This window comes from Trichlorobacter sp., assembly GCF_030247655.1.
Classification (GTDB): domain Bacteria; phylum Desulfobacterota; class Desulfuromonadia; order Geobacterales; family Pseudopelobacteraceae; genus Trichlorobacter.
Map to the genome: position 1 here is coordinate 1 of NZ_JAOTRZ010000083.1, position 12,145 is coordinate 12,145.

A 12,145-nucleotide genomic window follows, 5' to 3' on the forward strand; every position below is an offset into this window, starting at 1 on the left:
ACAAAGAACTCATCGTTCAGCACTCGAATGATCATACGGGAGTTGGCAGTAGTGATGGTAATCTCCTCCATCTCGCCTGCCCCTACCACCTCAATCGTACGACGGATCTCCTTAATGACGGTACCATACTCTACCGCCATGGTCTGGACATCAAAACCTGCTTCGCCCTTTTGCACTTCATCAATGGCAATGCAATCGTACCCCATCAACATCACGGCAAAGGCACCTTCAACCTGCTCAAGCATTGAGGTTAACTGTTCTCTTAGCGACATACCCGTAACCTCCGGATGTTCTCAAGCCATCCCTCTAAAACAACTACTGCAGCCTGCTGGTCAGCTGCTCCTTCTACCGGCAGGTTAACCGACAGATCAGCAGCCACAACAGCGGCCTGTGCAGCATCAACAGCAGGCTTTGGTTGCTGGAGTTCTGCAAGACGGCTCACCGCTTCAAGATTCTGCGGATCTGCAGAAACAATCCTGCTATAAATTTCAATGGCTTTTTCAGGGAAGCCCTGGGTGACATACAGTTCTGCCAAGGTCGGCGTTGTCAGTGGATCCTGTTCAACATGGGACTCAGCAACTGCCGAAAGCTGTTGTTCCGGTACCGACCAGACTGCCTCCAACGCAGGTGGGGCCAATGCTGCCTCTGCAGCCCCTGTGTCAATACCAGCCCAAGGATCTTCAACAGTCCGGACAGGTGGCTTGACTCGCTCAACCAGCTGCTGCTCCAACTCCGGCTCCTCAAAGATATCTGCCTCGGTCAACTCGATCAGTTCAAGATCATCGTCATCCTCCAGGGCTGAGGTTCTTTGCTGTAAAGCATCCAGCTCAATCCTGGCCGACATATCATCTGGATGAAAATCAAGCAGGGTCTGAAGCGCCTGAAGCGCAGCCTGCTCATTACCGGATTCTTTATAGAGACGTGCCAACAGGCGCTGTGCCTCAGCATGACCTGGAACAGCCGTTGCCACCGTCTCAAGGGCACGCCGACACTCATCGACCAGCCCTTTCTGGTGACAGACTCTGGCCAGTGCCATCTGCCCGTCCGCATAGCCGGGATGCTTGCCAACTCCGGTCCGTGAGACGGCCAGTGCATCATCAAGCAAACCAGCCTGTAGATAGACCTCCGCAAGGGGGGCAAAACAGTATGAGGAGGGATCACTTTTCAGGCGTTCCTCATACATCTTGATTTCACTCCAGAAGGACTCCGTTGACGACTGCATAGGCGCCTTTACCTCCCTGAGCAACAGGCTTCGGCCAGCTGGGCCGGGGTAAATTTATGAAACACATAGGAACCGATACCACGATTACAGACATACTGCAGGGTACCGGAGCGATTCTTCTTATCTTTAGCAAGGGATCTGATCAGTTCATCCATGGCAACCAGCGGGGCATCTGTCGGCAACCCCAGCTGTTGGATCAGCGTGTAAATACGATCACCATCATTGGCAGTACAATAGCCTTCACGCTGTGAAAGTAAGGCTGCCTGGACCATACCGATGGCAACCGCCTCGCCATGCACCAGATCACGGTAGCCGGACAGGGTTTCAAAGGCATGCCCCAGAGTATGACCGTAGTTTAAAACAGCCCGCAGACCGCTCTCACGCTCGTCCTGCTCAACTACCCAAGCCTTTATTTCACAGCAGCGGGCGATTACCCGGCCCAGCAGCTGCGGGTCACGCTTCAGCAAGCCACCCACGCTGGTTTCAAGTAGCACAAACAGCTCCGCATCAAGCACGGCACCATACTTGATCACTTCAGCCAAACCAGCACGGTAGTGACGTTCAGACAGAGTTTTCAAGGTGCTGACATCAGACAGAACCAGATAAGGCTGATAAAAGGCGCCAATCAGGTTCTTGCCCAAGGGGTGATCAATACCGGTCTTGCCGCCAACACTGCTGTCTACCTGGGCCAGTAATGTGGTCGGCACCTGTACAAACGGAATCCCGCGAAGAAAGGTGGCTGCTGCAAATCCGGCCAGATCACCGACCACACCACCACCGAGGGCAACAATAAACGAACGGCGATCCAGACCTGCCCCAAGCAAACCATCATAGACGCTGTTCAGAGTTGCACTGGTTTTGTACTCTTCACCGTCGGGGATCTCTATAACAACCGGGGCAAAACCTGCCTGTTGCAGTGATCCCACTATCACTTCCGCATACAACGGCGCAACCGTTGGGTTGGTAATCACTGCAGCAGTTCCCGCAAGCCCTACAGCCTTGCAGGCGGCACCGATACCCGATAGCAGGCCTTCGCCAATGCCAATATCGTACGAATGGGAATCAAGCTGGATAGTGATGGTTTTCACAATGCTCCTGGGCATTTTTCAGCATAGAACACAAGGATTTCAGCGGCAACATCTTCCAATGTTTTCCCGGTGGTGTCAATTCTTATGTCGGCATCGGCATAAAACTGTTCACGTTCAGTCATAATCCGCTCGATCCTGACATCAAGTGCTTCGCCACCTTTCAGCAAAGGACGGTCGTTCGCCTGAGCCAGACGACTGATCAGGACATCAACCGTTGCAACAAGGTTTACCACCAGACCGGCAGTATGCAGCAGCCTGCGGTTGGCCTCCCGGATCACCACACCACCACCGGTTGAAAGCACCATTCCTTGCCGGCCAACCAGTGTTGAAAGCAATGCGGTCTCACGATCCCTGAAGGCAGCTTCTCCATCGTCAGCAAAGATCTGATTGATGCTCTTGCCTGACTGTTCAACAATCAAGGCATCAAGATCCTGAAACTGATACCCCAACTGCCTGGCCAGGAGTCCACCCACGCTGGTTTTGCCGCTCCCCATTGGACCGGTCAGGATAATCGACTCAGCCATCAAAAATTCCGCAGACCAGCCAGATAATTGTCGCGGTTACGCCGGATCTCATCCAGAGAATCACCACCGAACTTCTCCAGCAGAGCCTGGGCTAACTCAATCGCCACCACCGCCTCGGCCACCACCAGAGCTGCTGGAACGGCACAGGTATCAGAGCGCTCCACTGATGCCTCATACGGTTCATGGGTAGCGATATCCACCGATTGCAGCGGTGTGTACAGGGTTGGAATCGGTTTCATGGCAGCCCGCACCACCAGGGGTTCGCCATTGGTCATACCGCCCTCCAGACCACCAGCATGGTTGCTGGGACGTTGATACGGAATCAGCTCTCCCTGTTGCAGCCGGGCCGGATTCCAGGTGATTTCGTCATGCACCCTGGAACCAGGACGGCGGGCAGCCTCGAAACCGAGCCCTATCTCCACCCCTTTGATGGCCTGAATGCTCATCAATGCCATGGCCAGACGGGCATCAAGTTTGCGATCCCACTGCACGTGACTTCCCAGGCCAGGGGGCAAGCCCAGCACCTGAACTTCCACCACACCGCCCAGAGTATCACCAATCGCCTTGGTATGATCAATCAGTCGCTTCATCTCCAGCTCGGCAGCAGGATCGCAGCAAAACATCTCAGATGCAGCAGCCTGTTTCCACTGGGACGGATACGGCTCTGCTGAAGGCTTTGCCACCACGCCACCAACCTCAGCAACCACGCCACCGATCCGGATATCAAGGGCATGCAGCAGCCCACGGGCAACCGCCCCGACCGCCACCCGCACTGCGGTCTCGCGGGCGCTGGAACGCTCCAGAATATTACGCACATCACGGTGGCCGTACTTCATGGCACCGCACAGGTCAGCATGGCCAGGGCGGGGACGGGTTACCGCCTCAGCCATCCCCTCATGCTCGGCCAGGGGAGACATCTTTTCCAGCCAGTTTTCCCAATCACGATTCTTGACCACCAGCGTAACCGGAGAGCCCAGAGTCTTGCCCCAGCGGACACCGGACAGGATATCAGCCCGATCCCGTTCAATCTTCATCCGATCACCACGGCCATAGCCCTGCTGACGACGGGCAAGCTGCAGATCAAGCAACTCAGGAGAAATCTCCAGACCAGCAGGTAAACCTTCAATAATGGCGGTTAACTGGGGACCATGGGACTCACCAGCGGTAATATAGCGCATAAAAACCATCTCCTACAGATAGATAATGGGCGAAACAGTAGCATTCAAGCGCCACAAGGGCAAGAAAAACCCCCTGTAACTTGACAGCAGACCAACCTCACCGTATAGTTCTGCCCATGCCAGCCCTGACCCTGCCCATAGGAACCGTTAAAGCCGCTGCAGCAACCTACAGCCGCGAAAGCATGGTTGGATTGCTGAAAGGTCTGTCCGACTCAACCTTCACCGGCTACCTTGCCATTACCTCCGGTGAACGTCTGTTCCTGCTGTTCATCTTCCAGGGCACCCCCTATTCTGCCGGACTTACTGTTGGTGAAAAGCCTACTCCCCTGACCATCACCAACTTCTGTGCTCAGGTGGCAACTATTCGTGACGGTTCAGGCACCATCTCTCTCCATGAAACTGATCCGGTACTGCTTAAATGCATGTTGGTCTTTATTCAGGATGAACCTGCTGCCAAAGGTCCGGTCAATCTGATCAATCTTGACGGCATGGTAAGCCAGATCAAGGCAAATGAAGCTGATGCCTTGGTTATTCTGGAAAAAGACGGCTGCTGTAACTTCTTTTTCTTTCTGGACGGGACCAAGACTGCTGCCTACTGGTCAGATGGACTACCGGAAGGTCAGAATGGGCTGTCAGTAGATGAACAGATGCTGCTCTACGCCTATCAGGAAACAACCATCCCGGTAACTGCCACCATCTATCAGACGTTGAATACGATGAAGTCAAAAGACTCTTCCAACATTTCACTGGATAGCCTGGTACGCTTATTTGCTGCTGTCGAGGACACAGAACAGACCATCGCTCCAGGCAAATTATCAGTACAGCATCATGATCAACTGCGGTTGAAGGTTGAGGAAGGAACCCAGGCAGGAACTGAGCTGGGCGGTTCGCTACCTTGCGTACTGGGTAGAAAAGATGCTGACATCATTATCAATGATCCGATGGTTTCCAAACGTCACGCAGCCATTCAGATTATCAACGGTAAACTTATGTTGATTGACCTGCTCAGCACCAATGGAACCACTCTGAACAACGACCCGATCACCCAGCGGGAACTGAAACAGGGGGACCGAATCGGTATCGGTCAGACCGTACTGTTGGTGACCACCCTCACCCCTTAGCAAACAGCCGTTTCATCCCGGCCAGCAGCCCTTTTTCTTCCCCGGCGTCCAGCAGAATCACAGAAATATTATCCCGTCCGCCACGCCCATTGGCACAAGCCACCAGTTCACGGCAGGCAGCTTCAGGCCCCTTGGCAACACCGATCAAGGCAGCAATCTCCTCATCCGCCACCATGGCAAACAGACCATCCGAACAGAGCAAAAGGCTGTCTCCAGACTGAAGTTCCAGTTCGTCAAGATCCACCTGCACCGTTTCTTCCTGGCCGATGGCCCTGGTCAGAACGTTACGTCCCTTGGCAGACAGCGCCTCTTCGCGGCTCATCAAACCGGCCCGCACTTGCTCTTCTATCCAGGAATGATCCTGAGTAATCTGCTGAAAACGCCCCTGGCGCAACAGATAGGCCCGACTGTCCCCCACATGGGCAATAGCCACCTTACTGCCTGCAATGATCAGCGCCACAATCGTCGTACCCATACCAGACCACTCAGGCTTGGCATAAGCCGCCTCAAACACAGCCCGATTTGCAAACCGCACCGCCGACCCCAGCAGATTTGCCGCCTCTGAGTGAGCCGCATCCGCCTCTCCAACCAGCGGCGCATGCCCCCGGGATGCCTGCAACAGATAATCTTTCATAGTATCCAGACAGATCCGACTGGCAAACTCCCCCGCCTTATGCCCCCCCATACCATCTGCCACGGCATACAGATGCAGGGAAGGCTCCAGCAGGATCGAGTCTTCATTATGGGGCCGCACCTGGCCCACGTCGGTTAATCCAAAGGCGGTCAGTTCCATAGGCTACCCCAGTTTATGCAGACACATCTTGACATGTTCCACCACTTCCCGGGCATTCTGATACCGTTTGGAAAGATCCTTGGTGATCAGACGATGGGCGATATAGGCACAGCACTGCGGGATATTTGGATCAATCTGGGTGATCAGTACCGGTGGCTTGTTGGCAATGGTGTACATCAGAGCGGCGATACTATCCCCGCTAAACGGCTTCTGTCCACAGAGCAGTTCATACATGGATGCCCCTAGCGAGAACAGGTCAGAGCGACCATCCACCTTCTGGCCAGCCACCTGCTCCGGCGACATGTAACTGGGGGTACCCAGCACGGTGCCGGTCTGGGTGGCGGATGAGGTGGTGATCCGGGCAATACCGAAATCGGCAATCTTGATCGTGCCATCCTTCAGCAGCATTATGTTGGCCGGCTTGATATCACGGTGCACGATCCCTTTTTCATGGGCAAAAGCTAAGCCCTCAGCCACGCTGCCGATCACTTTCAAAAGATCCTTAACCGGCAGCAATTTTTCCTTCTTGATATAGGGGGTCAGGTCAGATCCGTCCAACAGCTCCATAGCCACATAGGCCAGGTCCTCCTCTTCACCCACATCATAGATAGTAACAATATTCGGATGACTGAGAGTTCCTGCAGCCTCGGCCTCACGGAAGAAGCGCTTCTTGGTTTCCTCCAGCAGCTCCGGGTCCACCTCTTCAAAACGGACAGTCTTGATCGCCACCAGACGGTTGATCTTGGGATCTTTCCCCAAGTAAACCACCCCCATGGCTCCCCGGCCCAGCTCCTTCTGAATCTCATAGCGCCCGATGGTGGGCGCGGATACCGTTACCCCGCCGGGACCGGCGATGATCGTGCCTTCACGCCGTCCCGTACCGCCAAAGATCATGGTCTCGCCTGCCACCTTCATGGTGGCAATCCGCTCCCTGATATCCTTGTATTCACCAGCGGTGAGGATATGCTCATACACGGCAGCAGATTTATTGAACATCCGCTTGCGCTCAAAGTCCAGAGCCAGGTTGTACAGCAGATCCTTAATGGTATCGTCTTCAATCGGACATTTGCGGAACTTCTCAAAGGCCAGATCCAGCAGTCCCTGCCCCTGAAACGATAACCCCAGCATCTTGTTGGTCTCGATGCTGTCACTCTCCACCAGCTCATTACGCTGCTCCGTCATCCGATAGCGCATGGAGACCAGTGCCGTGTAACCGATGGCCAGCAGCAGGGTCGGCCCCACCACCCCCAACCAGACCCCTTGTCCGGCAAACAGCCAGACCGCTACACCGTTCCAGATCAACAGCAAACCGGCGGCAATGGTAGCACTCATGCCTGCTTTAAGACGTGGCAGGGCCAGCGCCAGGAACAGGCCAAACAGCAGCATGGCCCCCAACTCGGCCCAGCGCGCCCAATCAGGACGGGCAATCACATTGTTGTTCAACAGATTCTCAATGGCGGTAGCCATCACCTCAATACCGGGATAAGTGGATTGGAAGGGGGTTACCGTAAAACCGGCAATACCGGTGGCAACCGGGCCGATCAGCACAATCTTGTCCTTAAAAACTTCCGGTTTAACGCTACCAGCAGCCACATCAAAGAAGGAATAGGTGGGAAAGCTGCCAAAACCGCCATTGTAGCTGATCAGCATCTGGCCCCGTTCATCCACCGGAATTGAAAGCCGCCCGGCAGAGAGACGCCCACCGGAGATCTGCAGATCCTTAGGAGCTATCCGTAGATAGGTCAGTGCTGACTGCAGGGCAAAGGAGGGAAACAGACGACCACGGTAGTAAACCACCAATGACTCACGCCGCACGGTGCCATCGCTATCCGGCAGAATATTGATATGCCCCAGAGACAGGGCCTTTTCAGCAAAAGCAGGGATCGGCGCCGCCTCTTCACGGGCCTGTTGCAGACCAGCCGGACTGCCCTGCTCCTTTGAAGCATTTTTAAGATAATCCGCCAGATTAGGATCAGGGTTACCGGCCTGTTCCCCCAGAGTAAAAAACAGCGGCAGAAGAACCTTGTTGGTACTGGCAAGCGATGCGGCCAGCAGGGCATCATTATCCAGCTTTTTCTCAGACTGGCTGATCGCCTCCAGCACTGCCGGGCTGCCACCCAGCTTGACGACTGTCTCCCGCAGAGCCTTAATCTCTTCCAACCCTGAATTCTTGTCTGCCTCGGTATAGAGGATATTTGTGCCGATCAGGGCCGGTTCATAGGAGGCGATCTGGGCAGTCAGCTCTGCCATATAGCCCCGTGGCCAGGGCCAGCGTCCCAGCCGTTCAATGCTGGCATCATCAATGGCCACCACCACAATCGGGGCTTCCGGTTTCTTTGCCCGCAGCTTTGCCCGCAGATCATAGGTCTTATATTCAAGTAGTTGCAGCGGATACCACTGCAGCAGCGTTGCCACGAGCATCATCAGGGTGACAATTCCGGCCACCAGCAGATGTGCATGTTTCATTTTAGGAATATGCATGGTCACTCCAAACAGAGACTGTTCACCTAATCAGCCTCAGCATTGTCCAGTTAAGTCATTGCATCTGATAGTAAAGCAAAATCAAATGTCCCTCACCCAAAGGGCGAGGGTACTATTTTTCCCTTCTCCCTCCGGGGGAAGGTGCCCCAAAGGGGCGGATGAGGAAGTTTTTGAATTCCTGTAAAAACCTAACCGGAAGAAACTGAATCAGCCTGTAGCATTAGTCCCACAGGCTTACGGGCAGATCCGCACCTGAAGCCAGCACCGCAGCAAGACCGGGATTTGCAAGAAAAGCAGTCACACCATTACACAACTCAATGCTGCGGCTCATCATTGGTTGCTGCTTCATTGCCCGGGCCAGGGTACAGAAGGCAGTATCCATGATCACCTTACGAGTAGTATCCATTGAAACGGCATGATCGGCATCAAACTGGCTGGGATCCAATGCAGCTAGACAGTCCTCTTTATTCAGCGACGTCACAGCCCGGCAGACCAGTGGGCGCACCGGATAGATGCTGCAACCGCCCCGCGCATCAACAAACGGACAAACGGTCTGGCGATGTATCCGCTCACTGTCTTCCATCCAACGCACATGCAGGGCATGGCGCTGCAGGCGTTTAAGCTGGGCAGCACATGCTGTTCCGACGCAATGCATGGAAAGCCAACCCGCAATGGCAACCGCTTCAGGCAACAGCACTGACACATTCAGGACACAACAGTGGGAACAACCCAGCTTACAGGCCACCGGCCTGTGTCCGGCCAGATTTTCAGCCAGGTCGGTAAAAGCAGACATGGTGGCGGCAAAACCGGAGGTATCATGTACCGTTGCCAACAGATCAACTGCCAGCCGGTACAGCCGACTTTCCACCTGGTGCAGCTGTATCACTGTGTCAGCCATACTTCACCCCGCCTTGGTATACAGCATCTGCTTTACTCTAACCCAAAATCAACAATCTGCAAGGCTGGCCCTACTCTTTTACCGGCACCGCCTGTGGCATCACCTGCACCGATCGAATCCACGGTTCATACCGTTTTCCCACAGCAAGATCAACCTGATAGCGAAGCGGCTTTTTCTTTGTGGAATCCGTTGCTGTATAAGGCCATCCATACTCATCACGATACGGTGCAATCTTTCCACTGCCGCTGGTTAGCCGCCGCAATTCCACCGCCAGGTCATGGGGGAGATGAATCCGGGATACCAGAACACGCTCCACGGAACCGGTCAGCCTCGGTTTAAGCTTTGACTGCTGCTTGTCATCCTTGACAAGCCCAAAATGCAACCGCATCAGTGCAGGTAGAATCAGATAGTGACCGGCATCTGGATAACGCTGCCGTAACTGCTGTGGGTCCTTACCCACCTCCACCACAAACAGACGCGATTCTTCCTCCAGACGCTGTCTGATCTGCTTCAGTTCCCACGCACGCTTCTTCTGTTCACTGTCAGTGCCACCTGTAGTGCTTTCCAGTTTCCGGTGCTGAGCCTCCTGATGATCTTTCCAGGATCTCCAAGCGGCACCTTCAAACTCAAGCACCAGATAGGCCCGGCGCGGCAACTGCTTCCGATAGTACCGCTCTGCAGCCGGGTTATCCGGCATTTTCGAGCAATCAAACCCCACAGACTCCAGGCGCTGCTGATTAAACCATTCCTGAGAATCATCATGGTAATGTCGCCAGACAAGATGCAGCAACAACCCGCTGTTCTCAGTACCGCCGCCAGACAACCTCAGTTCCCGCTCAGACAGCAGCATTCGTGCTTCGGGCTGGCCTGAACGGTTCCAGGCAACGCCACCCAGAATCACAAGATTTACCACCACCACCAGACCGGTTGCCAGCCAGATGCCGTAGCGCCTCATGGTTTCACCTCCCGCACCAGACCACGCATCCGCTTCAACAGCAGCAACAGACCAATGGCAATACCGCCCAGTACCAGAAAGAAGAGATACTTGGGCATCCAGTCCCACCACCAGTCAAAAAACTTGGTATAGAGATACAGCACAAAAAAAGTGCTGCCCAGATTGACCAGATGGGTAAAGCTGTTACGGATACCAAACCAGATCACCCCTGCAGCCACAAAAAAACTGGCCACCTGATAACCATGTTCAATCTGATTGGGCAGAAACGTAAAGTAACTGGATGCCCCCCAGTGGGACAGCATCAACAACGATAGCAAGACCACCAACAGACCATACAGGCGATAGACCCCTGCAAAATAACGATGCAGGCTTCCCGGCAGCCAGGCAGCAGCAAAGAGTATCAGACCGGCGATCATGATATTCTCAGGCCGCTCACCAAAGGAAAGCCAGTAGAGACCACCCCATACCCCCACGGTAGCAGCCAGATAGCCCATCAGGCTGGTAAGCCCGGCCACCAGCACCAGTTTCAGGTGATAGGTGTAGGCCAGGATCAGGGCCAGCGCCCCCCAGACAAGAAAGGCGTTCTGAGAGGGGGTAATGGTAAAGATCTGCCCGAACATGGACAGATTCAGCACAAAAGCGGCAAAGACCACCAGACTGATCAGCGAGGCAAAGTACAAAGTCCGTTCACGCCGGGCTGCAAACTCAACCCCGGCCAGGATCAGCAGCGGTGCACCGGAAAGAATCCCCACCTGCAGGCCGGTACCCAGATTACCCCAGAACCGGTAGAAAAAGAAAAATACTGCCGCAGAAAGCGCCAGTGCCCCAAGAAACGAAACGATCCGCATCCCCAGCGACATCTGCCGGGCAGCTCCACTGATATCCACATCAAACCGCAGCTGAAGTCCGGCCAACAGCTCGGCATGATAGGCGGCAACACCCGTCTTCTGCTCATCTGACAGAGTCAGCGCACCAGCCGTTTCAAGCGCTGAAAGCTCCTGCTTGAACGCAGTTATCCGGTCAGTACGCCGCTGGGCATCATCCCTGCCGACCGCTGCATCCACCGCAGTATGTCCGCCAGTCTTTTGCTGCCGCTCTGGTAACGCCTCCATCATGCCCCCTTAGCATCCATCAGGTCAGCGCAAACCTATCCGGGCCAACAGAATACCCAGATATTTGTTTAATGGATTGTTACGATGCAACCAATGGATGGGAGATGGCTTGCGAGTGCCCAGGTCCTGCAGCAGCTTCAAAATGGAAGTACTTTCGCCACAAGCAAACCCCTGCCGCAACGCCTGTACCGCCTCAGCCTTCTGGCCCGCCATCAGCAACAGTCTGCCGTAGTAGTAGTAATACTCAGCATTGTCTGGAAACTGCTGCAGAGCAGTCCGGCACAGCTCAAGACCACGGGCAACCTGCCCCCGTTCCTTGGCAATGCAGTACCCCAGCATGGCATGCCACTGAGGATTATCCTGATGCCGCAAGGCAGACTCAAGCAACAACAACGCTGCCATGACATTGCCGGAATCAAGAGCCTTACGGGCCCTCAGGTATTCCTTCTCAGCCGACTCTACCAGTTGCTGTTCCATTCAGTTCAGCCCTCCCCTACCCCAGATACAGTTCATCCAGCGACAGACGATACCCCGGCAGGAAGTGATCCAGAAAATAGATCACCTCCGGCAAGAGACTCTTGCGCAGGTTTTCAAGATGTTCTTCTCCGGCCCGCTTAAACTCCAGGTTGCCTGATTTTTCCTCTTCCAGACATTTGATCAGTGCAGCGATCTTATCGGCAGCCTTGATAAGCGGTTTGTATTGCGCATCCTGCTCCTCAAAAAAGAAGAGTGGTTCATAGACCTGCGCCAGCTCCGGCGGCAGCATGGCCAGC

Annotated in this window: 13 protein-coding genes; 1 reads left to right on the forward strand and 12 read right to left on the reverse strand. The window is 54.6% G+C overall.

Annotation, left to right across the window (positions count from 1 at the left end):
- From OEL57_RS08980 to aroC, 5 genes are all read right to left on the reverse strand, one after another.
- The coding region (locus OEL57_RS08980) for a roadblock/LC7 domain-containing protein (RefSeq protein ID WP_300739765.1) at positions 1-272 on the reverse strand (272 nt) is incomplete at its 3' end.
- The gene (locus OEL57_RS08985; RefSeq protein WP_300739767.1) at positions 263-1,222 is read right to left on the reverse strand and encodes a tetratricopeptide repeat protein; all 960 of its coding nucleotides are present in this window, start codon (positions 1,220-1,222) and stop codon (positions 263-265) included. The genes OEL57_RS08985 and OEL57_RS08980, both read right to left, overlap by 10 nt.
- A gap of 8 nt (positions 1,223-1,230) precedes the next feature.
- Entirely contained in the window at positions 1,231-2,325 is a 1,095-nt protein-coding gene (gene aroB / locus OEL57_RS08990) for a 3-dehydroquinate synthase (RefSeq protein ID WP_300739768.1), read from the reverse strand.
- Entirely contained in the window at positions 2,307-2,834 is a 528-nt protein-coding gene (locus tag OEL57_RS08995; protein ID WP_300739770.1) for a shikimate kinase, read from the reverse strand. Before OEL57_RS08995 ends, aroB begins: the two co-directional genes overlap by 19 nt.
- The gene (gene aroC, locus OEL57_RS09000) at positions 2,834-4,012 is read right to left on the reverse strand and encodes a chorismate synthase (protein ID WP_300739772.1); all 1,179 of its coding nucleotides are present in this window, start codon (positions 4,010-4,012) and stop codon (positions 2,834-2,836) included. Before aroC ends, OEL57_RS08995 begins: the two co-directional genes overlap by 1 nt.
- Before the next feature lie 116 nt (positions 4,013-4,128).
- Between aroC and OEL57_RS09005 the strand changes: the two genes are divergently transcribed.
- Positions 4,129-5,133 (forward strand): FHA domain-containing protein, encoded by a 1,005-nt coding sequence (locus OEL57_RS09005; RefSeq protein WP_300739774.1) that lies wholly within the window; start codon positions 4,129-4,131, stop codon positions 5,131-5,133.
- On the opposite strand, the gene OEL57_RS09010 is transcribed toward OEL57_RS09005, so the two are convergent.
- The 7 genes from OEL57_RS09010 to OEL57_RS09040 form a co-directional block, all read right to left on the reverse strand.
- Positions 5,123-5,926, reverse strand: coding sequence for a Stp1/IreP family PP2C-type Ser/Thr phosphatase (locus OEL57_RS09010; protein WP_300739776.1), 804 nt, complete (start codon positions 5,924-5,926; stop codon positions 5,123-5,125). The genes OEL57_RS09005 and OEL57_RS09010 overlap by 11 nt on opposite strands.
- A gap of 3 nt (positions 5,927-5,929) precedes the next feature.
- Positions 5,930-8,407, reverse strand: a complete 2,478-nt coding sequence (locus OEL57_RS09015) for a CHASE2 domain-containing serine/threonine-protein kinase (RefSeq protein ID WP_300739778.1) — start codon at positions 8,405-8,407, stop codon at positions 5,930-5,932.
- A gap of 220 nt (positions 8,408-8,627) precedes the next feature.
- A complete protein-coding gene (locus tag OEL57_RS09020) occupies positions 8,628-9,305 on the reverse strand; it encodes a YkgJ family cysteine cluster protein (protein WP_300739780.1) in 678 nt (225 codons plus the stop codon).
- A 70-nt stretch (positions 9,306-9,375) separates the two neighbouring features.
- Complete coding sequence (locus OEL57_RS09025) at positions 9,376-10,260, reverse strand: DUF4824 family protein (RefSeq protein ID WP_300739782.1); 885 nt, start codon at positions 10,258-10,260, stop codon at positions 9,376-9,378.
- Positions 10,257-11,375, reverse strand: a complete 1,119-nt coding sequence (locus tag OEL57_RS09030; protein WP_300739784.1) for a DUF2157 domain-containing protein — start codon at positions 11,373-11,375, stop codon at positions 10,257-10,259. Before OEL57_RS09030 ends, OEL57_RS09025 begins: the two co-directional genes overlap by 4 nt.
- Positions 11,376-11,396: 21 nt before the next feature.
- Positions 11,397-11,849 carry a tetratricopeptide repeat protein gene (locus OEL57_RS09035; protein WP_300739786.1) on the reverse strand — a complete coding sequence of 151 codons (453 nt, stop codon included), beginning with the start codon at positions 11,847-11,849 and terminating at the stop codon, positions 11,397-11,399.
- Between the two features lie 16 nt (positions 11,850-11,865).
- Positions 11,866-12,145, reverse strand: a 280-nt coding sequence (locus OEL57_RS09040; protein WP_300739788.1) for a YfbR-like 5'-deoxynucleotidase, incomplete at its 5' end; no start/stop codon positions are given.

Coding starts and splice junctions, on each gene's coding strand:
- aroB (WP_300739768.1), bottom strand. CDS start 2,325: ATGCCCAGGAGCATTGTGAAAACCATCACTATCCAGCTTGATTCCCAT.
- OEL57_RS09025 (WP_300739782.1), bottom strand. CDS start 10,260: ATGAGGCGCTACGGCATCTGGCTGGCAACCGGTCTGGTGGTGGTGGTA.
- OEL57_RS09035 (WP_300739786.1), bottom strand. CDS start 11,849: ATGGAACAGCAACTGGTAGAGTCGGCTGAGAAGGAATACCTGAGGGCC.
- OEL57_RS09005 (WP_300739774.1), top strand. CDS start 4,129: ATGCCAGCCCTGACCCTGCCCATAGGAACCGTTAAAGCCGCTGCAGCA.
- aroC (WP_300739772.1), bottom strand. CDS start 4,012: ATGCGCTATATTACCGCTGGTGAGTCCCATGGTCCCCAGTTAACCGCC.
- OEL57_RS08995 (WP_300739770.1), bottom strand. CDS start 2,834: ATGGCTGAGTCGATTATCCTGACCGGTCCAATGGGGAGCGGCAAAACC.
- OEL57_RS09010 (WP_300739776.1), bottom strand. CDS start 5,926: ATGGAACTGACCGCCTTTGGATTAACCGACGTGGGCCAGGTGCGGCCC.
- OEL57_RS09015 (WP_300739778.1), bottom strand. CDS start 8,407: ATGCATATTCCTAAAATGAAACATGCACATCTGCTGGTGGCCGGAATT.
- OEL57_RS08985 (WP_300739767.1), bottom strand. CDS start 1,222: ATGCAGTCGTCAACGGAGTCCTTCTGGAGTGAAATCAAGATGTATGAG.
- OEL57_RS09020 (WP_300739780.1), bottom strand. CDS start 9,305: ATGGCTGACACAGTGATACAGCTGCACCAGGTGGAAAGTCGGCTGTAC.
- OEL57_RS09030 (WP_300739784.1), bottom strand. CDS start 11,375: ATGATGGAGGCGTTACCAGAGCGGCAGCAAAAGACTGGCGGACATACT.